Origin of the sequence: Xanthomonas sp. NCPPB 2866, from assembly GCF_041475745.2 — a bacterium.
In the GTDB taxonomy this organism is placed as follows: Bacteria; Pseudomonadota; Gammaproteobacteria; order Xanthomonadales; family Xanthomonadaceae; genus Xanthomonas; species Xanthomonas arboricola.
Genome location: NZ_CM192975.1, coordinates 946,053 through 968,403 on the forward strand (window position 1 = coordinate 946,053; position 22,351 = coordinate 968,403).

Below are 22,351 nucleotides of genomic sequence, written 5' to 3' on the forward strand. Positions count from 1 at the left end.
ACAGCCGTTTTGCACGGCGTAGCCGCCCGCAGGGTGGCGCACACGGAGGTGCGCCATGAAGGCCGGCCGCAACCGCGCGCGCAGCAACTTCAACCTGCGTGGCCGCCTGACGCTGGTCGGCATCGCGCTGGGCCTGTGCTCGGTGACGCTGATCGGCCGCGCGGCGTTCGTGCAGCTGGTCAACCGCGATTTCTACCAGCGCCAGGGCGAAGCGCGCTACCTGCGCGAACTGCCGATCGCCACCTCGCGTGGCATGATCACCGACCGCAACGGCGAGCCGCTGGCGGTGTCCACGCCGGTGGAATCGATCTGGGTCAATCCGCAGGAACTGTTGCGCAACCCGGACCGCATCCCCGAGCTGGCCAAGGCGCTCGGCCAGCCGCTGGACGAGTTGAACGCCAAGCTGGCGCAGAAGGCCGGCAAGGAATTCATGTACCTGCAGCGCCGGATCAACCCGGACAAGGCACATGCCATTGTCGACCTGAAGATCCCCGGTGTGTTCTCGCAGCGCGAGTTCCGTCGCTTCTATCCGCAAGGCGAGGCGATGGCCCACGTGCTGGGCTTCACCAATATCGACGACCGCGGCCAGGAAGGCCTGGAGCTGGCCTTCGACGAATGGCTGCGCGGCAAGCCGGGCTCCAAGAAGGTGGTGCGCGATGCGCGCGGCGCGATCGTGGAGAGCGTGGATCTGGTACGTCCGGCGCAGCCGGGCAAGGACCTGACGCTGAGCATCGACCGCCGCATCCAGTTCCTGGCCTACAAGGAACTGCGCAACGCACTGGTCGAAAACAATGCGGCCGGCGGGTCGATGGTGGTGATGGATGTGGCCACCGGCGAAGTGCTGGCGATGGTCAACCTGCCCACCTACAACCCCAACGCGGTCACCGGCATCAACCCGTCGGCGCGCCGCAACCGTGCGGTCACCGATCTGGTCGAGCCGGGCTCGACGATGAAGCCGCTGACCGTGGCCACCGCGCTGACCGCCGGTGTGGTGACCAAGGACACGGTCATCGATACCAACCCCGGCTACATGTCGGTGGGGCGCTTCACCATCCGCGATGTGCCGCGCAACAACGGCGTGCTCAACGTCACCGGCGTGATCACCCGCAGCTCCAACATCGGCGCGGCCAAGATCGCCGCCAAGGTGCCGGACCAGACCTTCTATCAGTCGATCCGCAACTTCGGTTACGGCGCTGCCCCGCACAGCGGTTTTCCCGGCGAATCGGCCGGCGTGGTGCTGCAGCCGGCGCGCTGGAGCGGCCCGTCCAAGACCACCATGTCCTACGGCTATGGCCTGTCGGTGACGCCGCTGCAGATCGCGCAGGCCTACGCCACGCTGGGCAACGGCGGCAAGCTGACGCCGCCGACCTTCGTGCGCGGCCAGCACAACGAAACCCGCCAGGTGGTCACTCCGGAAGTGGCGCGCCAGGTCATCGACATGATGGAAACCGTGGTCACCCAGGGCGGCGCCAAGGGCGCGGCGATCCTGGGCTATCACGTGGCCGGCAAGACCGGTACCGCCCGCAAGAACGGCGCCAACGGGTACGAGCGCGGGCATTACAACGCGCTGTTCGCCGGCCTGGTGCCGGCCACGCGGCCGCGCTTTGCCACCGTCATCGTGATCAACGATCCGCAGGGCAAGGTGTATTACGGCGGCCTGGTGTCGGCGCCGGTGTTCCACAGGGTGATGGAAGGCGCGCTGCGGCTGATGGACGTGCCGCCGGACGACATCCAGTCGTGGCTGGCGGCGCAGGCCGCCGGCAAGACCGGGCAGCCGGTGGTCAAGCCGCAGCCGGCCGATCTGGACCCGGCGTTGGTGCCGGACCCGGTGGATGAAGTGTCTGCGGGTATTCCCACCGCACTCGCACCGGCTGCACTGCCCGCACCCGCCCAGCCTGCACCGCTGCAGGAGAGCCGCCAGTGAGCCGCAGCATGCCGCTGTCGCAGTTGTTGCCGGACGTGCCGCTTGCGCACGAGGTGCAGGTGTCGGGCCTGGTGATGGATAGCCGTGCGGTGCGTGCGGGCGATGCCTTCGTGGCGATCGCCGGGTTTGGTGCGCATGGCCTGGGCTTTGTCGACCAGGCGCGCGCCAATGGCGCGGCCGCGGTGTTGTTCGAACCGCCGGCGCCGGCCGATCTGCCGGCACCGGCCGATGCGATCGCGGTGCCGGGCCTGCGTGCGCGCCTGGGCGCGATGGCCGATCAGTTCCACGGCCAGCCCTCGCAGGCGATGCGCATGGTCGGCGTCACCGGCACCAACGGCAAGACCTCCACCGTGCAATTGCTGGCGCAGGCCCTGACGCTGCTCGGCACCCCTGCCGGCACGCTCGGCACCTTGGGCGTCGGTCTGTACGGCAGCGCCGTGCCGACCGGTTTCACCACGCCGCTGGTGCTGCAGACGCATGCCTTGCTGGCGCAGTTGCGCGACGCGGGCGCGCAGGCGGTGGCGATGGAAGTCAGCTCGCATGCGCTGGACCAGGGCCGCGTGGATGCGGTGCATTTCGACGTGGCGGTGTTCACCAATCTCACCCGCGACCATCTCGATTACCACGGCGACATGGCGCAGTACGGCGCGGCCAAGGCCAGGCTGTTCACGCGCGCCGGATTGAAGGCCGCGGTGGTGAACCTGGACGATGAATTCGGCCGCACGCTGCTGGCCTCGCTCGACCCCGCGCTGCGCGCGATCGGCGTGAGTTCGCGCGCGCAGGCCCAGGCAGGCGTGCGTGCGCAGGCACTGCAGCTGGATCACAACGGCATCAATTTCGCGCTGCATCTCGACGGCCAGGTGCATCCGGTGCACTCGCCGCTGCTGGGCCGCTTCAACGTGGACAACCTGCTGGCCGTGGCCGGTGCGTTGTCTGCGCTGGAGATCGCGCCGGCGCAGATCGCCGAAGTGCTCGGTCGGTTGCAGCCGATCCACGGCCGCATGAATCGCCTCGGTGGCGCGCATGGCGCACCGCTGGTGGTCGTCGACTACGCACACACGCCCGACGCGCTGGAACAGGCATTGGCCAGCCTGCGCTCGCATGCACAGGACCGGCTGATCTGCGTGTTCGGCTGCGGCGGCGAGCGCGATACCGGCAAGCGCCCGCAGATGGCGGCCATTGCCGAGGTCAATGCCGACGTGGCGATCGTCACCGACGACAACCCGCGTGGCGAAGATGGCGATGTGATCGTGGCCGATATCCTGCGCGGCTTCGCACGCCCGGATGCGGCCATCGTGCAGCGCGACCGCGCCGCGGCGATCCATCAGGCCATCAGCATGGCCAGTGCCTCCGACATCGTGCTGATCGCCGGCAAGGGCCACGAACCGTACCAGGAAGTCGCCGGCGTGCGGCATGCCTTCGACGACGCCATCGTGGCGGCGCAGGCCCTGTTGCCGCGTACCGTGCTGGGAGTGCGCGCATGAAGCTCACGCCGCTGTCGTTGATCGCCCACTGGGCCGGTGGCGAGCTGCATGGCGACGACGCCATGATCGACACCGTCGGCAACGACACCCGCACGCTGGCCAACGGCAGCCTGTACGTGGCGCTGCGCGGCGAGCGTTTCGACGGGCACGACTTTGTCGCAGACGCGGTGGCGCACGGCGCCAGCGGTGTGCTGGTCGATAGCCTGCTGCCGGAGCTGAGCGTGCCGCAGGTGCTGGTGGAAAATACCGAACTGGCGCTGGCGCGTATCGCCGCCGGCATGCAGCGCGACCGCGCCACGCGGGTGATCGCCTTGACCGGCTCCAACGGCAAGACCAGCGTCAAGGCGCTGCTGCTGGCCATCCTGACCGAGGCCGGGCGTGTCGACGGCACCACCGTGTACGCCACGCCGGGCAACCGCAACAACGAGATCGGCCTGCCGCTGGCGGTGATCGCGGCGCCGGACGATGCGGACCTGGCGATCTACGAAATGGGCGCCGGCAAGCCGGGCGATATCGCCTATCTCACCGAGATCGCCCAGCCGCACGTGGCCCTGGTCAACAACATCGCGCCTGCCCATCTGGAACGCCTGGGCAGCCTGCTCGGCGTCGCCCGCACCAAGGGCGCCATCTACGCCGCATTGCCGGCCGATGGCGTGGCGGTGATCAATGCCGACGATGCCTTCGGTGCCTGGTTCGAGCAGCAACTGCATGCGCAGCCGGTGCAGGGCCGCCGCGTGTTGCGCTACGGCCTGCAGGCCAGTGCCGACATCACCGCGCATGGCTTGCGGCTGCAGGCCAGTGGCGCGCAATTCACCCTGGTGACCCCGCAAGGGCAGGCGCAGATCGCGCTGCCGTTGCCGGGCCGCCACAACGTGCTCAACGCGCTGGCCGCGGCCGGCCTGGCCTTGGGTGCGGGCATCGCCTTGCCGATCATCGCCGCCGGTCTGGCGCAGGTTCGTCCGGTGGCCGGCCGTCAGATCACCCACGCCCTGCCTGGCGGCGCGGTGCTGATCGACGACAGCTACAACGCCAACCCCGGCTCGCTGGATGCCGCCATCGACACCCTGGCCGCTGCGCCTGGCGAAGGCTGGCTGGTGCTCGGCGACATGCGCGAACTCGGCCCGGAAGGCGCGGCCCTGCATGCCGCCGCCGGACGTCGCGCGCGCGCGGCCAAGCTGCAGCGCCTGTACGCGCTGGGCGAGCTCAGTGCCGCCGCCGCACAGGCGTTCGGCGAGGGCGGCCGCGTGTTCGCCACCCATGCCGCGTTGATCGCGGCCTTGCAGGCGGATCTGGCGCAGCTCGCCGTTTCGCCGACCCAAACGCAGGAATCTTCTTCGATGTACGAACACACCGGTGCGGCGGCGCAGACTGCCGCCACCACGGCGCAAACCCCGCCCACGCTGCTGGTGAAAGGCTCCCGTGGCAGCGCCATGGACCGCATCGTCGCCGCGCTGCTCGCACCGGCGGAGGACGCATCCCATGCTGCTTGAGCTGGCGCGTTGGCTGCAGCAACTGGAGAGCCTGTTCGGGCTGTTCAACTATCTGACCTTCCGCGGCATCCTGGCCGCGCTGACCGCGCTATTCCTGTCGTTGTGGATGGGCCCGGCGGTGATCCGCAAGCTGGCCCAGTTCAAGGGCGGCCAGCCGATCCGCCAGGACGGCCCGCAGACGCATTTCTCCAAGGCCGGTACCCCGACCATGGGCGGCTCGCTGATCCTGCTGACGGTGACCTTGTCGGTGCTGCTGTGGGGCGACCTGCGCAACCGTTACGTATGGTTGGTGCTGGCGGTGATGGTCTGTTTCGGTGCGATCGGCTGGTACGACGACTGGATCAAGATCGTGCGCCGCGATCCCAATGGCCTGAAGTCGCGCTGGAAGTATCTGCTGCAGTCGATCTTCGGCCTGGCTGCGGGCCTGTTCCTGTACTACACCGCCGACGTGCCGGCCGCGATCACCTTCTACATCCCGATGTTCAAGTCGATCGCGCTGCCGCTGGCCGGCGTGAGCTTCGTGGTGATCGCCTATTTCTGGATCGTCGGCTTCTCCAACGCGGTCAATCTGACCGACGGCCTGGACGGCCTGGCGATCATGCCGACCGTGCTGGTGGCCTGTGCGCTGGGCGTGTTCGCCTACGCCTCGGGCAACGTGGTGTTTGCCGAATACCTGAAGATCCCGCTGATTCCCGGGGCCGGCGAGCTGATCATCATCTGCTCGGCGATCGCCGGCGCAGGCCTGGGCTTTCTGTGGTTCAACACCTATCCGGCCATGGTGTTCATGGGCGATATCGGCGCGCTGTCGCTGGGCGCGGTGCTCGGCACCATCGCGGTGATCGTGCGCCAGGAGCTGGTGCTGGTGATCATGGGCGGTGTGTTCGTGATCGAAACGCTGTCGGTGATGATCCAGGTCGCCAGCTTCAAGCTGACCGGCAAGCGCGTGTTCCGCATGGCGCCGATCCACCACCACTTCGAGCTCAAGGGCTGGCCGGAGCCGCGCGTGATCGTGCGCTTCTGGATCATTTCGGTGGTGCTGGTGCTGATCGGCCTTGCCACGTTGAAGGTGCGCTGATGAACGACATGTCCCGCCAGGCCACGCGACTGGACGCCATCGGCGGCCGCTACGACCCGTGGTTGCTCGGGGCCGCGGCCACGCTCGCCTCGCTGGGCGTGGTGATGGTGGCGTCCAGCTCGATCGAGCTGTCCGACAACCCGTTCTATTACCTGACCCGCCATCTGCTGTTCCTGGGCATCGGCGTGGGCCTGGCGTTCTGGGCGATGCGCACCGAGCTCAAGACCATCGAGCAGTACAACCAGGTGTTGCTGCTGGCCTGCTTCGGCCTGCTGATGGTGGTGTTCGTGCCCGGCCTGGGCAGCAGCGTCAACGGCGCCAAGCGCTGGATCAACCTGGGCGTGTCGAAATTCCAGACTGTCGAAGCGGTCAAGGTGCTCTACATCGTGTGGCTGTCCAGCTACCTGGTGCGCTTTCGCGACGAGGTCAATGCGACCTGGCCGGCGATGCTCAAGCCGCTGGGTGTGGCGATCGCACTGGTCGGCCTGCTGCTGATGCAGCCGGACTTCGGCTCGTCCACGCTGCTGCTGGCGATCACCGCCGGCATGCTGGTGCTGGGTGGGGTGAACCTGCCGCGCATGTCGATGCCGATCGTGTTCGGCCTGCCGGTGTTCGCCTTCATCGCGATCCTGGAGCCGTACCGGCTGCGTCGCATCACCTCGTTCCTGGACCCGTGGGCCGACCAGCTCGGCTCCGGCTATCAGCTGTCCAACGCCTTGATGGCGGTCGGCCGCGGCCAGTGGACCGGCGTGGGCCTGGGCGCCTCGGTGCAGAAGCTCAACTACCTGCCCGAAGCGCATACCGACTTCATCTTCTCGGTCATCGCCGAAGAACTCGGCTTTGTCGGCGTGTGTGGGGTGATCTCGCTGTATGCGCTGCTGGTCGGCCGCGCGTTCTGGCTGGGCATGCGCTGCGTGGAAATGAAGCGTCACTTCTCCGGCTACATCGCCTTCGGCATCGGCTTGTGGATCAGCCTGCAGAGCTTCGTCTCGGTAGGCGTGAACCTGGGCATCCTGCCGACCAAGGGCCTGACCCTGCCGCTGATTTCCTCCGGCGGTTCGTCGGTGCTGATGACCTGCGTGGCAATGGGCCTGCTGCTGCGCGTGTCCTACGAAATGGATCGTGCCGAGCGCCTGCGCAGCAAGTTGTCGCCGCAGGGTGCGGGCGCAGCGTCGGCCGAGCCGGCCGAACCGGTGGTCGAGTCGGCCACGCCGGCCTATGCGCCCGCGCGCAAGCCGCAGCGCGAGCCGGTCGCCGCCGCACCCGCCCCGGCACCGGTTGCTGCAGCCTCGGCCACGTCTGCGCATGCGTCCGAGTTCCTGCGCGGCACCAGCCGCATGCAGCCGCGCGTGGAACCGACCTTCGGGAGGATTGCATGAGCGCTCATGCAAATCCCGCGCAAACGCCCGCATATCCAGGTGCGGGGATCCGACCAGTGATGATTCTGGCTGGCGGCACCGGCGGGCATATCTTCCCGGGTCTGGCCGTGGCCAAGGTGCTGCGCGCGCGTGGCGTGCCGGTGACCTGGCTGGGCGCCGACGGCGCAATGGAAACCCGGCTGGTGCCGCAGCACGATGTTCAACTCGACACGCTGGCCATCAGCGGCCTGCGTGGCAAGGGCCTGGTGAAATTGCTCGGTGCACCGGTGCGGGTGATGCGCGCGGTGCGCGCCGCCGGCTTCGTGCTGCGCAAGCGCCAGCCGCGCGCGGTGATCAGTTTCGGCGGCTTTGCGGCCGGCCCGGGCGGCCTGGCAGCGCGGCTGCTCGGGGTGCCGTTGCTGGTGCATGAGCAGAACCGCGCGCCCGGCATGACCAACAAGGTGTTGTCGCGGTTTGCGCGCCGTGTGCTGACCGGTTTCCCGGGCAGCTTCGCCGGCGAAGAAGCGGTGGGCAATCCGGTGCGTGCGGAAATCGCAGCGCTTCCCGCGCCGGCCACGCGCCTGCTCGGCCGTGGAACTGCGGTACGTGTGCTGGTGCTCGGTGGCAGCCAGGGCGCACGCGCATTGAACCAGGCCGTGCCGGCGGCACTGGCCGCGCTCGGTCACCCGGATGTCGAGCTGCGCCACCAGTGCGGCGAAAAGCTGCGTGCCGAAGCCGAGGCCGCGTACGCGCAGGCGGGCGTCAACGCCAGCGTCGAACCCTTCATCGCCGACATGGCCGCCGCCTACGCCTGGGCCGACCTGGTCGTGTGCCGCGCCGGTGCCTCCACGCTGGCCGAACTGTGCGCCGCCGGCATCGGCAGCGTGCTGGTGCCCTTCGCCGCAGCGGTGGACGACCACCAGACCCGCAATGCCGAATACCTGGTCGGCGCCGACGCCGCCGTGCTGCTCAAGCAGGACGACACCCTGGCCGCTCGCCTGCAGCAGGTCTTGCAGACCCTGCTCGCCGACCCCGCCCGCCGCCTGGCGATGGCGCAGGCCGCCCGCACCCTGGCCAAGCCGGACGCCGCCGAACGCATCGCCGACATCATTCTTCAGGAAGCCGGGAGTGGAGATTCGGGATTGGGGATTCGTAAAGAGCAACAGCACAAGCAGGAAAGCATGCAGAAATCCGTTAATGGTCAATTCTCGGCGCGATCGATCGCCGCCGTTGCCAATCTCCAATCCCGAATTCCCAATCCCGGCACCTCCACCGGAGGTGCTGCGTGATTCGCCGTCTGCAGGACAGTGGCGACCTGGTGCGTGCGTTTCCGCGCGTGCATTTCGTCGGCATCGGCGGCACCGGCATGAGCGGCATTGCCGAGGTGATGTTGACGCTGGGCTACGAAGTCTCCGGCTCGGACAACTCCGATAACGTGGCGACGCGGCGGCTGGCCAAGCTGGGTGCGCGGGTGATGCGCGGGCATTCGGCGGCCAACGTGCTCGGCACCGACTGCGTGGTGGTGTCCAGCGCGATCCGCGAAGACAACCCCGAGCTGATGGAAGCGCGCAGCCAGCGCATTCCGATCATGCCCCGTGCGGCGATGCTGGCCGAGTTGATGCGGTTCCGTCGCGGCATCGCGGTGGCCGGCACGCATGGCAAGACCACCACCACCAGCCTGGCCGCAGCGGTGCTGAGCGAGGGCGGGCTGGATCCGACCTTCGTCATCGGCGGGCAGTTGCTGGCCGCCGGCGCCAACGCCAAGCTGGGTGGCGGCCAGTGGCTGGTGGCCGAGGCCGACGAGAGCGACGGCAGCTTCCTGCGCCTGAATCCGCTGATGGCGGTGATCACCAACATCGATTCGGATCACCTGGAAAACTACGGCAACGATTTCGCACGCATCCAGGCCGCCTTCGCCGAGTTCCTGCAGCGCCTGCCGTTCTACGGCCTGGCGTTGCTGTGCATCGACGACCCGGAAGTGGCCGCGCTGGCCGGCAAGACGCCGCGCCACGTGATGAGCTACGGCATGAGCGAAAACGCCGACGTGCGCGCCGAAGACGTGGTGCAGGACGGCCCGCGCATGCGCTTCACGCTGCGCCTGCCCGAAGGCACCACCACGCCGGTGACGCTGGCCTTGCCGGGGCGCCACAACGTGCTCAACGCATTGGCGGCCGCTGCGATCGGCTGGCAGCTGGGCGTGGCGCCGGAGACCATCGCGCGTGCGCTGGAAAACTTCGCCGGCATCGGCCGCCGCTTCAACGACCTGGGCGAAGTCACCACCAGCACCGGTGCGCGCGTGCGCGTGGTCGACGATTACGGCCACCATCCGCGCGAGCTGGAAGCGGTGTTCGCCGCCGCCCGTGGCGGCTGGCCGGACAAGCGCCTGGTGGTCGCCTTCCAGCCGCATCGCTACAGCCGTACCCGCGATCAGTTCGATGCCTTCGCCGCGGTGCTGAGCACCGTCGATGCGCTGGTGCTGAGCGAGGTCTATCCGGCTGGCGAAGCGCCGATTCCAGGCGCCGATGCGCGCGCGCTGGCGCGTGCGATCCGTGCGCGCGGCCGCAGCGAACCGGTGGTGGTCGGGCAGATTTCCGGGCTGGCCGAAGTGCTGCCGGACGTGCTGCAGGACGGCGATCTGCTGCTGATGATGGGCGCCGGCGATATCGGCTATGTCGCGCAGCACATCATCAACAACGGTTTCACCGGAGCGAGCGCATGAGCGCGGTGATTCCCAACGCACGTACCAGCGATCCGGCCGCGTTCGGACGCGTCGCCGTGCTGCTCGGCGGTACCTCGTCCGAGCGCGAAGTGTCGTTGAACTCCGGCAGCAACGTGCTCGACGCACTGCGCGCGCGCGGTGTCGACGCGCAGCCGGTCGACGGCATTCCGGCCCTGGCGCAGGCCCTGGTCGAAAAACGCTTCGATCGCGTCTTCAATGTGCTGCACGGTCATAACGGCGGCGGCGAAGACGGCATCGTGCAAGGCCTGATGGAAGCCTTCAAGGTGCCGTACACCGGCTCCAACGTGCTGGGTTCGGCGTTGAGCATGGACAAGATCCGCACCAAGCAGGTGTGGCTGTCGCTGGGCCTGTCCACGCCGCGCTATGCGCGCCTGGCCGCCGGTGCCAGCGCCGACGACATCCATGCCGCCGCGCGGCAGATCGGCTTGCCGGTGATCGTCAAGCCGGCCAACGAAGGCTCCAGCGTCGGCATCAGCCGCGTGTTCGACCAGGCCCAGCTCGAACAAGCCGTGGTACTGGCGGCGCGCTACGACGGCGCGCTGCTGATGGAGCAGCTGATCGAAGGCGACGAACTCACCGTGGCCGTGCTCGGCGAGGTCGCGCTGCCGTCGATCCGCATCGTGCCCAAGGGCCAGTGGTACGACTACAACGCCAAGTACCTGGCAGACGACACCCAGTACCTGTGCCCGGGCCTGGACGGCGATGCCGAGACGCAACTGCGCCAGCTCGCCCTGGACGCCTTCCGCGCTGCCGGCGCCAGCGGCTGGGGCCGCGTCGACGTGATGCGCGACCGTGCCAGCGGCCAGCTGTATCTGCTGGAGGTCAACACCGCCCCGGGCATGACCACCCACTCGCTGGTGCCCAAGGCCGCGCGCCAGCTCGGCATCGATTTCGAAGAACTGGTCTGGCGCGTGCTGGAGCAGACGCTATGACGCGGGGATTGGGGATTCGGGATTCGGGATTGGCCAACAGCGACGCCATGCGCGCCGTTGTTGTTGCCGTGGCGAATCTCCAATCCCTAATCCCCAATCCCGCGCGCGCAGCGCGCGCCGTTGCGATTCCCTATTCCCGATTCCCCATTCCCGCGCGTGGAGCGCGCGCATGAACGCCACCTTGCGCATCCTGGCGTGGTTGCTCGCGGTGGCGCTGGTCGCGTTGCCGGTGGTGGCTGTGCTCAATGGCTGGGTCGGTGCCGAGCGTTGGCCGTTGGCGCGCTTGCGGGTGTCGGGCGACTTCAAGCGAGTGCCGGCCGAAGAGTTGCGTGCGGTGGTCCTGCCATATGCGCGCGCGGGTTTTTTCGCGGTGAAGTTGCAGAACGCGCAGGACGCCATCGCGCGCCTGCCGTGGGTGGAAAGTGCGCAGGTGCGCAAGCGCTGGCCGGACGTGCTGGAAGTGCACGTCACCGAGCACAAGCCGTTCGCGCGCTGGGGCACCGACCGCATGTTGTCCGAGCAGGGCCGGTTGTTCCGCACCCCGCCGTTGTTGAAGGATTTCAAGCTGCCGCAACTCGGTGGCCCGGACAGCATGACCCAGGACGTGGTGGCGCTTTACAACGAATCGCGCGCGTTGTTCGCGCCAACCGGGCTGGATGTGGAGCGTCTGGAAATGGACGCGCGCGGCAGCTGGTCGCTGGGCCTGAGCAACGGCGTGCAGATCGTGATCGGCCGCGACGACGCCCGCGCGCGCCTGCAGCGCTTCGCCCGCGTGCTGCCGCAACTGGCCGACCCGCAACGCCCGATCGCCCGCGCCGACCTGCGCTACACCAACGGCTTCACGGTCGAACGGAATTTGGAAAACGCGGTGCCCGAGACCAAGAAAAAACCTCCGCCGGCCACGCCCGCCGCACATCACACGGTCGTGCTGCAACTCCCTCGCACCCATACCCCGCTTTTCTCCAATCCCGAATCCCAAATCCCGAATCCCGGCTTTAAGACATGAACCGCAAAGGCGACAAATCCCTCATCGTTGGACTGGACATCGGCACCTCCAAGGTCGTCGCGCTGGTCGGCGAGTACTCGCCCGGCAATCCGATCGAAGTGATCGGCATCGGTTCGCATGAATCGCGCGGTCTCAAGCGCGGCGTGGTGGTGGACATCGAGTCCACCGTGCAGTCGATCCAGCGTGCGGTGGAAGAGGCCGAGCTGATGGCCGGTTGCGAGATCCGCTCGGTGTACGCGTCGATTTCCGGCAACCACGTGCAGTGCAAGAACTCGCCCGGCATCGTGCCGATCCGCGACGGCGAAGTGACCTGGAGCGATCTGGAGCGCGTGCTGGATGCGGCCAAGGCCGTGGCCATTCCTGCCGACCAGCGCATCCTGCATGCGATCCCGCGCGAGTACGTGCTGGACGATTCGCAGGAAGGCATCCGCAATCCGGTCGGCATGACCGGCGTGCGCCTGGAGGTGCACGCGCATCTGGTGGTGTGCGCGCAGTCGGCAGCGGCCAACATCACCAAGTGCGTGCAGAAGTGCGGCCTGCAGGTGGACGATCTGGTGCTGTCGTCGCTGGCGTCCAGCGTGGCGGTCCTGACCGCCGACGAGCGCGAACTGGGCGTGGTGCTGGTGGATATCGGCGCCGGCACCACCGACCTTGCGGTCTACGTGCAGGGCGCGATCTGCCACACGGCCTCGCTGCCGATCGCCGGCGACCACGTCACCAACGACATCGCGCACATGCTGCGCACGCCCACCCCTGAAGCCGAACAGATCAAGGTGCGCTACGCCTGTGCACTGGCGCAGCTGGCCACCGCCGAAGAAAGCATTCAGGTGCCGTCGGTCGGCGATCGCCCGCCGCGGCGCATGCCGCGGCATGCGCTCGCGCAGGCGGTGCAGGGCCGTTACGAGGAAATCTTCGAAATGGTGCAGGCCGAACTGCGCCGCTCCGGTTTCGAGGAAATGGTGCGCGCCGGCATGGTGCTCACCGGCGGTGCGTCGAAGATGGAAGGCGTGGTCGAACTGGCCGAAGAAATGTTGCAGATGCCGGTGCGCGTGGGCATTCCCCAGCACGTCACCGGCCTGGGCGAAGTCGTCGGCAACCCGGTGCACGCCTCCGGCGTGGGCCTGCTGCTGATGGGCAGCCAGATCGAACACCCGCGCCGCCCGTCGATCCCGACCGGTCGCGCCGGGAGCTTGTTCAAGAAATTGAAGAATTGGTATCGCGGGGAATTCTGAGGGGCCGGGATTTGGAATTCGGAATTTGGGATTGGCAAGGGCGAAAAAAAGCAGAGTGGTAGCAACGATTAAGTGGAGAGCGGCGAGCGGGTAGGCGGTAAAATTTTTTGCAGGCATTGCGTCGAGGAGTAGGTGCTATGAGTCGTAGAGCGCAACAGCGCATCCATGGCCCAGGCACACGAATCCCGACTTTCAAACAACAACACTCGCCGTGATGCGGAGTGGGACAGGGACCAGCGCGTTTGCGACTCCCCAATCCCCACCCCCCAATCCCGGCTCAAGAGGACACTGACATGGCACATTTTGAACTGATCGAAAAGATGGCTCCCAACGCGGTAATCAAGGTCGTTGGCGTGGGCGGCGGCGGCGGCAACGCGGTTGCGCACATGGTCAACACCAATGTCGATGGCGTGGAGTTCATCACCGCCAACACCGACTCGCAGGCGATCAAGAACTGCGGTGCCAAGCTGCAGCTGCAGCTCGGCACCAACGTGACCAAGGGCCTGGGCGCGGGCGCCAATCCGGAAGTCGGCCGCCAGGCCGCACTGGAAGACCGCGAGCGCATCATGGACGCGCTGCAGGGTGCGGACATGGTGTTCATCACCGCCGGCATGGGCGGCGGCACCGGCACCGGCGCAGCGCCGGTGGTTGCACAGCTGGCCAAGGAAATGGGCATCCTGACCGTGGCCGTGGTCACCAAGCCGTTCCCGTTCGAAGGCCGTCGCCGCATGCAGGTCGCGCTCAAGGGCATCGAGGAGCTGAGCCAGCATTGCGACTCGCTGATCACGATCCCCAATGAAAAGCTGATCACCGTGCTCGGCCGCAACGCCACCATGATCCAGGCCTTCCGCGCCGCCAACGACGTGCTGCAGGGCGCCGTGCAGGGCATCGCCGACCTGATCGTGCGTCCGGGTCTGATCAACGTCGACTTCGCCGACGTGCGCACCGTGATGTCGGAAATGGGCCTGGCCATGATGGGCACCGGCTCGGCACGCGGCGACGATCGCGCGCAGGCCGCTGCCGAAGCCGCCATCCAGAACCCGCTGCTGGACGACGTCAACCTGGCCGGTGCCAACGGCATCCTGGTCAACATCACCGCCGGCCCGGACTTCACCATGTCCGAGTTCGACGAGATCGGCCGCACCATCGAAGCGTTCGCCTCGGAAGATGCGACCGTGGTCGTCGGCACCGTGCTCGACCCGGACATGCAGGACGAAGTGCGCGTCACCGTGGTGGCCACCGGCCTGAACCGTGCGGTTGCCCGCCAGACCCAGCGTCCGGACCAGCGCGCGCCGATCAAGCTGGTGCGCAACGCCACCACCGGTCAGCCGGAGTTCGGCGATTTCGACACCAGCGGCGGCGATGCGGTGTCCAAGGCCGTCGGCGGCAGCATGGGCCTGGGCCTGCGTCGTCCGAGCAGCGACTCGGTCGGCAGCGGCAGCAACAACGGCGGCGGTTCGGCTGCGCCGGCCGCAGACTTGCCCAACGACTACCTGGATATCCCGGCGTTCCTGCGCCGCCAGGCCGACTGAGGATCGTCGGCTGCGTCGCTACGGCGGCGCGGTCCGTCCCGCCCCGGGGTTCGCCCCGGGGGTGCAGTGCCATGTCCTTTCTGCCGGATCGGCCACGATCCGGCAGCTTTTGCAGTGGCGTGACCCGGGGATTACAGTTCCCGTCACGCGCGACTTGTTAAAATTCAGATAATCTCTACGGATTAGACAGCCGGTTCAGCGTCTGTCTGCATTGTTCATCCAGACTTCGCATATGACCCAGCAACGCACTCTCAAGAACACCATTCGCGCCACCGGCGTCGGCCTGCATAGCGGCGACAAGGTGTACATGACGCTACGACCGGCTCCGGTCGATCATGGCGTGGTGTTCCGGCGTGTGGACCTGGAGCCGATCGTCGAAGTCCCGGCCGATGCCGAACTGGTCACCGAGACCACGCTGTGCACCGGCCTGACCTGCAATGGCGCCAAGATCCAGACCGTCGAGCACCTGATGTCGGCACTGGCCGGCCTGGGTGTGGACAATGTCATCGTCGAACTGTCCTCGGCCGAGTTGCCGATCATGGACGGTTCGTCCGGCCCGTTCGTGTTCCTGCTGCAGTCGGCAGGCATCGTCGAGCAGAACAAGGCCAAGCGCTTCATCCGCATCAAGCAGACGGTGGAAGTGCGCGAGGGCGACAAGGTCGCGCGCTTCGAGCCGTACGAGGGCTACAAGCTCGGCTTCACCATCGAATTCAATCACCCGATGATCCCGGCCAAGCAGTCGCGCCAGGAAATCGAGTTCTCCACCTCGGCCTACGTCAAGGAAATCTCGCGCGCCCGCACCTTCGGCTTCATGCGCGACCTTGAATACATGCGCGAGCGCAATCTGGGCCTGGGCGGTTCGATGGACAACGCCATCGTGCTGGACGAGTTCCGCGTGCTCAACGAGGACGGCCTGCGTTACACCAACGAATTCGTGCGGCACAAGATCCTGGACGCCATCGGCGACCTGTACCTGGCCGGCGGCGCCATTCTGGGCGCCTACGAAGGCTTCAAGTCCGGCCACGCGCTCAACAACAAGCTGGTGCGTGCGCTGCTGGCGGATCAGGCCGCCTGGGAATGGGTCAGCTTCCCGGAAGGCACCGTGCAACCGCCGGTCACCTACGCCAGCCCCGTCTACGCCTGATGTCGGGGAATGCCGCAGTCGGCGTTCGAAGTGTGAACTGCGTCGGATTACCGGCCCGTTCTTAACTTTTATTTAAGACTTCTCTAACTCCTGCGTGGCTGAGGCCCGCTAGGATGCGTCGGGTCGTGCGCGGTCTTCGCAATTCTTTCACGCTGCGGCGGCCGCTTCGCACCAGCGGCGCGGTGCTCACCGTTTGGTGGGTGGAACATCCTGCAGGGAGGCCAGGGCATCGCGCAGACCTCTGTGCGTGGCCTCTGAGACGGGGCGCGGACGCTCGCGATTCTGCTGCATTGGGGAATGCAGCGGGGTGGTAGTGGTCTTGATGGTCACTGCGGTGGCCTTCAGTCCGATGGATCGGGCGGCATCCAGTAATTGGGTCTCGGCAAGTCGCAACTTGGCATGCCAGACAGGTGAATCAACCAGAAAAACGAGCTGTTCGTCTCTGACATTGGCCAGCCGGCAACGGGTGGCCAGATGAGGCGGTAACAGGGGGCGCAACTGTCGGTCCAGCGCATCGAGCCACAACGCTCGGCGCAAGGGGTCGCCAGCCTTTTCACCCAACGCGGCCTCGATGGCCGGTTGTGGGACGGAAGGGTTGCGTGCGTTGGACTTGGGCTTGGACATGACACTCATATGGCGTTGAAGAAAGTTGTAATCAAATCTCGCGAAACCCGGGCGCAGCGGTTGGCCCGCCAGTTCCAGGGCTTTGCCGCGGATCGACCGATGGTAGTCCTCGGCGCCGTGCTTGGGCTGGGCATGTTGATCGGCATCGGTGCCAGCACCGCCACCGGCATGGTGACCAATTCCGCGTTGCAGGCCAAGGTTGCCCGGCAGCAGGCCGAGCTGGCCCAGGCGCAGCGCGCCTCGCAGGCGCAGGTCAACGCACTGGCCGCGCGCATGGGCGAGCTGCAGGCGCAGGCCACCCGTCTCAATGCATTGGGCGAGCGGCTGACCGAAATGGGCAAGCTGAAGGACGGCGAGTTCGACTTCGACGCCCCGGTCGGCGTCGGTGGCGGCGACGAGCCGGTCAGCGACATGCCGGTCGAGTCGCTCAAGCAGACGCTGGGGCAGGTCGAACAGCAGTTCTCCGCCTCCGGCCAGCAACTGAACGTGCTGGCCGCGCTGATGTTCGATCATCAGCTCGAGCAGAATTCGGTGCCTTCGCGGATGCCGATCCGCAACACCTACATCACCTCCGGCTTCGGCGGCCGCGCCGATCCGTTCGACGGTGGTTCGGCCTTCCACAAGGGCGTGGACTTCCATGCCAACGTGGGCGACCCGGTGATGTCGGTCGCCGACGGCGTGGTCAGCTATGCCGGCGTGCGCGGTGGCTACGGCAACGTGGTGGAAGTGGATCACGGCAACGGCTATGTGACCCGCTATGCGCACAACTCGCGCCTGGTGGTGAAGGTGGGCGACCTGGTCCGCGCCGGCCAGCAGGTGGCCCGGGCCGGATCCAGCGGCCGCTCCACCGGCGCCCACGTGCATTTCGAGGTGTGGGCGGACGGGCGGGTGGTCAATCCGCGCAAGTTCCTGGGCGATACCAACACGCCGGTGGGCCGCCGCGGGCGCGGTTGACGACGGCGCGGGCGGCGCTTGATTCGTGAAGGCCCGCCCCAAGCTACAATAGGGTGTTGCCATCGACAGGGCGCAGTGCGCCCTGTTTCGTTTACGGCGGCCGGGTCTTGGGGACCGGCGTCGGTCAAACCGTTCCTTTTCAACCGGTTTCTTCAATGATCAACAGTCTGCTTACCCGTGTCTTTGGCAGTCGTAACGAACGCCAGCTGCGCCAGCTCAACCGCCTCGTCACCCAGATCAATGCGCTGGAGCCGACGATCGAGAAGCTCTCCGACGCCGAGCTGCAAGCCAAGACCCCGGAGTTCAAGCAGCGACTTGCCGCCGGCGAGTCCCTGGACAAGATTCTTCCCGAAGCCTTCGCGGTGTGCCGCGAGGCTAGCCGCCGCGTGCTCGGCATGCGCCATTACGACGTGCAGCTGATCGGCGGCATGGTGCTGCACCTGGGCAAGATCGCCGAGATGCGCACCGGTGAAGGCAAGACCCTGGTCGCCACGCTGCCGGTGTACCTCAACGCGCTGCAGGGCGAGGGCGTGCATGTGGTCACGGTCAACGACTACCTGGCGCGCCGCGACGCCGCGCAGATGGGCAAGCTGTACAACTGGCTGGGCCTGAGCGTGGGCGTGGTGTATCCGGGCATGCCGCACAGCGACAAGCGCGAGGCCTACGGCAGCGACATCACCTACGGCACCAACAACGAGTTCGGTTTCGACTACCTGCGCGACAACATGGCGCTGTCCAAGGCCGACCGCTACCAGCGCAACCTGCATTACGCGATCGTCGACGAAGTCGACTCGATCCTGATCGACGAGGCGCGTACCCCGCTGATCATCTCCGGCCCGGCCGACGAGTCGCCGGAGCTGTACATCCGCGTCAACCGCATCGTGCCGCAGCTGACCAAGCAGGAAAGCGAAGAGGGCGAGGGTGACTTCTGGATCGACGAGAAGGGCAAGCAGGTGCATCTGTCCGAGGCGGGCATGGGCCACGCCGAAGAGCTGCTGATGCAGGCCGGCATTCTCGAAAATGCCGAGGACGGCCTGTACGCCGCGCAGAACCTGAGCGTGGTGCATCACCTCAATGCCGCGCTGCGCGCGCATGCGATCTATCAGCGCGACGTGGACTACATCGTGCGCGACGGCGAGGTGGTGATCGTTGATGAATTCACCGGCCGCACGCTGAGCGGGCGTCGCTGGTCCGACGGCCTGCATCAGGCGGTCGAGGCCAAGGAAGGCGTGCCGGTGCAGCGCGAGAACCAGACGCTGGCCAGCATCACCTTCCAGAACCTGTTCCGCATGTACAAGAAGCTGTCCGGCATGACCGGTACGGCCGACACCGAGGCCTACGAATTCCAGAGCATCTACGGCCTGGAAGTGGTGGTGATCCCGACCAACCGCCCGACCGTGCGCAAGGACCATCCGGACCAGGTGTTCCTCAACCGCAAGGGCAAGTTCAACGCGGTGCTGGCCGACATCGAAGACTGCGCCAAGCGCGGCCAGCCGGTGCTGGTGGGTACCACCTCGATCGAGACCTCGGAGATGCTGTCCGAGCACCTGCGCAAGGCCGGGGTCAAGCACGAAGTGCTCAACGCCAAGCAGCACGAGCGCGAAGCCACCATCGTGGCCAACGCCGGCCAGCCGGGCGCGGTGACCATCGCCACCAACATGGCCGGCCGCGGTACCGACATCGTGCTGGGCGGTTCGCTGGAAACCGAGCTGCATGCCATGGGCGACAATATCAGCGACGAGCAGCGCCTTGCGGCCAAGACCGAATGGCAGCGTCGTCACGATGCGGTCAAGGCGGCCGGCGGCCTGCACATCATCGGTACCGAGCGGCACGAATCGCGCCGTATCGACAACCAGCTGCGCGGCCGTGCCGGTCGTCAGGGCGACCCGGGTTCCTCGCGCTTCTATCTGTCGCTGGAAGACAACCTGATGCGCATCTTTGCCTCGGACTGGGTCCAGAAGGCGATGCGCATGATGGGCATGAAGGAAGACGACGTCATCGAAGATCGCCTGGTCAGCCGGCAGATCGAAAAGGCGCAGCGCAAGGTGGAAGCGCACAACTTCGACATCCGCAAGAACCTGCTGGACTTCGACGACGTCAACAACGACCAGCGCAAGGTGATCTACGCCCAGCGCGACGAATTGCTGGATGCCGAATCGGTCAAGGACAACGTCGACGGCATCCGTGGCGATGTGATCTACGACCTGGTCGCACGCTTCGTGCCGCCCAACTCTGTCGATGAGCAGTGGGACCTGAAGGGTCTGGAAGCCACGCTGGAATCGGAGCTGGGCATGCCGCTGGCGCTGAGCGAGATGGCACGCACGCAGGAAGAACTGGACGCCGAGCAGATTGCGGCCAAGGTGCAGGCAGCGGTGGATGCGCACTTTGCCGAGAAGGAAGCGGCGGTGGGCAACGACACCATGCGCGCATTGGAGAAGCACGTGATGCTGACCGTGCTCGACCAGGGCTGGAAGGAGCATCTGGCCAAGATGGATTACCTGCGCCAGGGCATCTATCTGCGCGGGTATGCGCAGAAGCAGCCCAAGCAGGAATACAAGAAGGAAGCCTTCGAGCTGTTCTCCGAGATGCTGGAGAACGTCAAGCGCGAAGTGATCAACCTGCTGGCGCGCGTGCGCATCCGCAGCGAAGAGGAAGTGGCCGAGCTGGAAGAGCAGGAGCGTCTGCAGGCGCAGGCGCGCTTGATGGCCTCGCAGTTCCAGCATCAGGACGCCGGCGGCTACGGTGCCGACGAGGAAGTGGAACAGATGCAGGGCGGCAACGCTCCGGTGCCGGTGTCGCAGGTGACCCGCGACGAGCCCAAGGTGGGCCGTAACGATCCGTGCCCCTGCGGCAGCGGCAAGAAGTACAAGCACTGCCACGGTCAACTCAGCTGAGCTGAGTTGACCGTGGCGCAGCCCGCGAAGCGGGCTGCGCACCAGGCATCCGCGTAGCGGATGCCTGGTTCACGATCCTTGCTTCCGATCCCCGCGCCTTTGGCGCGCCCCCTTACCAAGGGGGCTCTGATTAGGGATGGGATCCTGAGCGGGTCTTGAAGCAGGAAAGGGGATATCGCAGACCGGGTGCGAGGCCACGCTCAGGTTTCGCCGCCCTTGGCCAACTCCCTGCGAAGCCATGGCTTGCATTGCTGCCAGGCAAGGTCGACAAGCACGGCATAGACGCTGGAGGAATCCGGCGAGCTGCCTTGCGGTGGGCCTCGGCACGGCAGGCCAGCCACGCGCTGTCCATCTCTCGCGGCGCCAACGCGGCGCCTTTTGTATGCGGGCGTCTCCGCCGGTGCCACTGCGGGGCGTATGCTCGATCCACATCCTGCGTGGAGTGCGGTCATGGCGCTGCTGTCCAGCCAGCAATTGAAGGTGTTCGTGCCTGCACGCGACTACGCGGTGTCGCAGCGGTTCTATCGCGCGCTGGGCTTCGTGCAGGAGGACGAGGTAGGCAATGTGACCTGCTTCCGGCATGGCGCGCATTGCGCATTCCTGCTGCAGGATTTCTATCTGCGCGAACTGGCCGAGAACCTGATGCTGCACCTGTGGGTGGACGATGCTGACAGCTGGTGGCAGCACGTGCACGACACCGGCCTGGGCGCGCAGTTCGGGGTGAGCTGCAGCGCGCCGGAAGATCGGCCGTGGGGTGCACGCGATTTCACCTTGCACGATCCCAGCGGTGTGCTCTGGCGCATCGGGCATCCACTGTAGGCCGGGATTGGGGATTGGGGATTCGGGATTGGCAGAAGCACACGTGCCGCGCTTTGACCAATCTCGAATCCCCAATCCCCAATCCCCGCCGTCAAGCGATTGCACTGAACGGCTCACTCGCGGCACTCTTGTGCCATGCCTGATTCTCTAAGATCCATCCACGTCGTTGCCGGCGTGATCATTGACGCCCGCGGCCGCATCCTGCTGACCCGCCGTACCGAAACCCGCGACATGCCCGGCCTGTGGGAGTTTCCGGGTGGCAAGCGCGAACCTGGCGAAACCTCAGAACAGGCATTGGTGCGCGAACTCAATGAAGAGCTCGGTATCGAGGCGCAGGTCGGCGAGTGGCTGATGGACGTGCCGCAGTTGTACCCGGACAAGCGGCTGCGCCTGGAAGTGCGCCACATCACCGCATGGAAAGGCAGCCCGCGCGGCCGCGAAGGCCAGGCGATGACCTGGGTGGCCGCCGACAAGCTGACCCGTTATTCGATGCCGCCGGCCGATGTGCCGGTGGTCGGTGTGCTGCGCCAGCCAGACCGCTATCTGATCACGCCCGAGCCGGACGATGACGCGCTGTGGCTGGAAGGTCTGGAGCGTGCGCTGCAGGAGGGCATCACGCGCATCCAGTTGCGTGCGCGGCAGGCCGAACCGGCGCGCTGGCAGGCCTTGCTGCAGCAGGTGATGCGCCTGCGCGGCCGTGCGCGCGCGCAACTGCTGCTCAACCGCGACATCGCACTGGCCAGCGAACTCGGTATCGGCGTGCATCTGGGTTCGGAGCAACTGGCCAGCCTGCAGGAGCGCCCGTTGCCGGCCGAGCAGCCGGTCGCCGCTTCCTGTCACGGGCTGGAAGACCTGCGCCGCGCCCAGCGTCTTGGCTGCGATTTTGCGGTGCTGGGCCCGGTGCAGGCGACCGCGTCGCATCCGGGTGCGACACCCTTAGGATGGGATGGGTTCGAACGCTTGCGCGAGCAGGTCTCCTTGCCGATCTACGCACTCGGTGGCATGCAGGTCGATGACCTGCGCGAAGCCCGTTCGCATGGCGCGCAAGGTATCGCGGCAATTCGTGCGCTGTGGCCGCAGTGACCGTCACTAGGGCCGTGCGGTCTGCTGGGGGTCGGCAGCCTTGCGGTGGTCCGTGTTCGA

At 66.7% G+C, this 22,351-nt stretch carries 17 protein-coding genes; 16 read left to right on the forward strand and 1 reads right to left on the reverse strand.

The window, feature by feature from the left end; all coding sequences use genetic code 11:
- Positions 1-55: 55 nt before the first annotated feature.
- The 12 genes from ACCQ04_RS03980 to lpxC all read left to right on the forward strand — a co-directional run bounded on the left by ACCQ04_RS03980 (position 56) and on the right by lpxC (position 15,917).
- The gene (locus tag ACCQ04_RS03980; RefSeq protein ID WP_024939428.1) at positions 56-1,924 is read left to right on the forward strand and encodes a peptidoglycan D,D-transpeptidase FtsI family protein; all 1,869 of its coding nucleotides are present in this window, start codon (positions 56-58) and stop codon (positions 1,922-1,924) included.
- Positions 1,925-1,932: 8 nt separating this feature from the next.
- Entirely contained in the window at positions 1,933-3,408 is a 1,476-nt protein-coding gene (locus ACCQ04_RS03985; protein ID WP_226427133.1) for a UDP-N-acetylmuramoyl-L-alanyl-D-glutamate--2,6-diaminopimelate ligase, read from the forward strand.
- Complete coding sequence (locus ACCQ04_RS03990; protein ID WP_226426805.1) at positions 3,405-4,898, forward strand: UDP-N-acetylmuramoyl-tripeptide--D-alanyl-D-alanine ligase; 1,494 nt, start codon at positions 3,405-3,407, stop codon at positions 4,896-4,898. The genes ACCQ04_RS03985 and ACCQ04_RS03990 overlap by 4 nt, the downstream gene beginning before the upstream one ends.
- On the forward strand, positions 4,888-5,973 hold the full coding sequence (mraY, locus tag ACCQ04_RS03995) for a phospho-N-acetylmuramoyl-pentapeptide-transferase (RefSeq protein ID WP_016903082.1): 1,086 nt from the start codon (positions 4,888-4,890) through the stop codon (positions 5,971-5,973). Before ACCQ04_RS03990 ends, mraY begins: the two co-directional genes overlap by 11 nt.
- Positions 5,973-7,352, forward strand: a complete 1,380-nt coding sequence (ftsW, locus tag ACCQ04_RS04000) for a putative lipid II flippase FtsW (protein WP_104608392.1) — start codon at positions 5,973-5,975, stop codon at positions 7,350-7,352. Before mraY ends, ftsW begins: the two co-directional genes overlap by 1 nt.
- A complete protein-coding gene (gene murG, locus ACCQ04_RS04005) occupies positions 7,349-8,620 on the forward strand; it encodes an undecaprenyldiphospho-muramoylpentapeptide beta-N-acetylglucosaminyltransferase (protein WP_226426804.1) in 1,272 nt (423 codons plus the stop codon). Before ftsW ends, murG begins: the two co-directional genes overlap by 4 nt.
- Positions 8,617-10,050, forward strand: coding sequence for a UDP-N-acetylmuramate--L-alanine ligase (murC, locus tag ACCQ04_RS04010; RefSeq protein WP_016902185.1), 1,434 nt, complete (start codon positions 8,617-8,619; stop codon positions 10,048-10,050). Before murG ends, murC begins: the two co-directional genes overlap by 4 nt.
- Positions 10,047-11,003 (forward strand): D-alanine--D-alanine ligase, encoded by a 957-nt coding sequence (locus tag ACCQ04_RS04015; RefSeq protein ID WP_226426803.1) that lies wholly within the window; start codon positions 10,047-10,049, stop codon positions 11,001-11,003. Before murC ends, ACCQ04_RS04015 begins: the two co-directional genes overlap by 4 nt.
- A 169-nt stretch (positions 11,004-11,172) precedes the next feature.
- On the forward strand, positions 11,173-12,009 hold the full coding sequence (locus tag ACCQ04_RS04020) for a cell division protein FtsQ/DivIB (RefSeq protein WP_226426802.1): 837 nt from the start codon (positions 11,173-11,175) through the stop codon (positions 12,007-12,009).
- Entirely contained in the window at positions 12,006-13,241 is a 1,236-nt protein-coding gene (gene ftsA, locus ACCQ04_RS04025; protein ID WP_003485272.1) for a cell division protein FtsA, read from the forward strand. The genes ACCQ04_RS04020 and ftsA overlap by 4 nt, the downstream gene beginning before the upstream one ends.
- A 293-nt stretch (positions 13,242-13,534) precedes the next feature.
- Positions 13,535-14,773, forward strand: coding sequence for a cell division protein FtsZ (gene ftsZ, locus ACCQ04_RS04030; protein WP_016902188.1), 1,239 nt, complete (start codon positions 13,535-13,537; stop codon positions 14,771-14,773).
- Positions 14,774-15,005: 232 nt separating this feature from the next.
- A complete protein-coding gene (gene lpxC, locus ACCQ04_RS04035) occupies positions 15,006-15,917 on the forward strand; it encodes a UDP-3-O-acyl-N-acetylglucosamine deacetylase (RefSeq protein WP_024938333.1) in 912 nt (303 codons plus the stop codon).
- 186 nt (positions 15,918-16,103) lie between these two features.
- Here the strand turns inward: lpxC and ACCQ04_RS04040 are convergent, their stop codons facing one another.
- On the reverse strand, positions 16,104-16,550 hold the full coding sequence (locus ACCQ04_RS04040) for a DciA family protein (RefSeq protein WP_024938332.1): 447 nt from the start codon (positions 16,548-16,550) through the stop codon (positions 16,104-16,106).
- On the opposite strand from ACCQ04_RS04040, the gene ACCQ04_RS04045 reads away from it, so the two are divergent.
- The 4 genes from ACCQ04_RS04045 (at position 16,551) to ACCQ04_RS04060 (ending at position 22,291) form a co-directional block, all read left to right on the forward strand.
- Positions 16,551-17,495 (forward strand): M23 family metallopeptidase, encoded by a 945-nt coding sequence (locus ACCQ04_RS04045; protein WP_024938331.1) that lies wholly within the window; start codon positions 16,551-16,553, stop codon positions 17,493-17,495. It begins immediately after the preceding gene.
- Between the two features lie 155 nt (positions 17,496-17,650).
- Positions 17,651-20,389: a preprotein translocase subunit SecA gene (gene secA / locus ACCQ04_RS04050; RefSeq protein ID WP_226426801.1), complete on the forward strand. Its 2,739-nt coding sequence runs from the start codon at positions 17,651-17,653 to the stop codon at positions 20,387-20,389.
- A gap of 450 nt (positions 20,390-20,839) precedes the next feature.
- Positions 20,840-21,208, forward strand: a complete 369-nt coding sequence (locus ACCQ04_RS04055) for a VOC family protein (protein ID WP_167707768.1) — start codon at positions 20,840-20,842, stop codon at positions 21,206-21,208.
- Positions 21,209-21,343: 135 nt separating this feature from the next.
- Entirely contained in the window at positions 21,344-22,291 is a 948-nt protein-coding gene (locus ACCQ04_RS04060; protein ID WP_226426800.1) for a Nudix family hydrolase, read from the forward strand.
- Positions 22,292-22,351: the final 60 nt, after the last annotated feature.

What these genes read in the sequence shown, in the direction of transcription:
- ACCQ04_RS03980 (WP_024939428.1), top strand. Translation starts at nt 56, where the DNA reads ATGAAGGCCGGCCGCAACCGCGCGCGCAGCAACTTCAACCTGCGTGGC.
- ACCQ04_RS03985 (WP_226427133.1), top strand. Translation starts at nt 1,933, where the DNA reads ATGCCGCTGTCGCAGTTGTTGCCGGACGTGCCGCTTGCGCACGAGGTG.
- ACCQ04_RS03990 (WP_226426805.1), top strand. Translation starts at nt 3,405, where the DNA reads ATGAAGCTCACGCCGCTGTCGTTGATCGCCCACTGGGCCGGTGGCGAG.
- mraY (WP_016903082.1), top strand. Translation starts at nt 4,888, where the DNA reads ATGCTGCTTGAGCTGGCGCGTTGGCTGCAGCAACTGGAGAGCCTGTTC.
- ftsW (WP_104608392.1), top strand. Translation starts at nt 5,973, where the DNA reads ATGAACGACATGTCCCGCCAGGCCACGCGACTGGACGCCATCGGCGGC.
- murG (WP_226426804.1), top strand. Translation starts at nt 7,349, where the DNA reads ATGAGCGCTCATGCAAATCCCGCGCAAACGCCCGCATATCCAGGTGCG.
- ACCQ04_RS04015 (WP_226426803.1), top strand. Translation starts at nt 10,047, where the DNA reads ATGAGCGCGGTGATTCCCAACGCACGTACCAGCGATCCGGCCGCGTTC.
- ACCQ04_RS04020 (WP_226426802.1), top strand. Translation starts at nt 11,173, where the DNA reads ATGAACGCCACCTTGCGCATCCTGGCGTGGTTGCTCGCGGTGGCGCTG.
- ftsA (WP_003485272.1), top strand. Translation starts at nt 12,006, where the DNA reads ATGAACCGCAAAGGCGACAAATCCCTCATCGTTGGACTGGACATCGGC.
- ftsZ (WP_016902188.1), top strand. Translation starts at nt 13,535, where the DNA reads ATGGCACATTTTGAACTGATCGAAAAGATGGCTCCCAACGCGGTAATC.
- lpxC (WP_024938333.1), top strand. Translation starts at nt 15,006, where the DNA reads ATGACCCAGCAACGCACTCTCAAGAACACCATTCGCGCCACCGGCGTC.
- ACCQ04_RS04040 (WP_024938332.1), bottom strand. Translation starts at nt 16,550, where the DNA reads ATGAGTGTCATGTCCAAGCCCAAGTCCAACGCACGCAACCCTTCCGTC.
- ACCQ04_RS04045 (WP_024938331.1), top strand. Translation starts at nt 16,551, where the DNA reads ATGGCGTTGAAGAAAGTTGTAATCAAATCTCGCGAAACCCGGGCGCAG.
- secA (WP_226426801.1), top strand. Translation starts at nt 17,651, where the DNA reads ATGATCAACAGTCTGCTTACCCGTGTCTTTGGCAGTCGTAACGAACGC.
- ACCQ04_RS04055 (WP_167707768.1), top strand. Translation starts at nt 20,840, where the DNA reads ATGGCGCTGCTGTCCAGCCAGCAATTGAAGGTGTTCGTGCCTGCACGC.
- ACCQ04_RS04060 (WP_226426800.1), top strand. Translation starts at nt 21,344, where the DNA reads ATGCCTGATTCTCTAAGATCCATCCACGTCGTTGCCGGCGTGATCATT.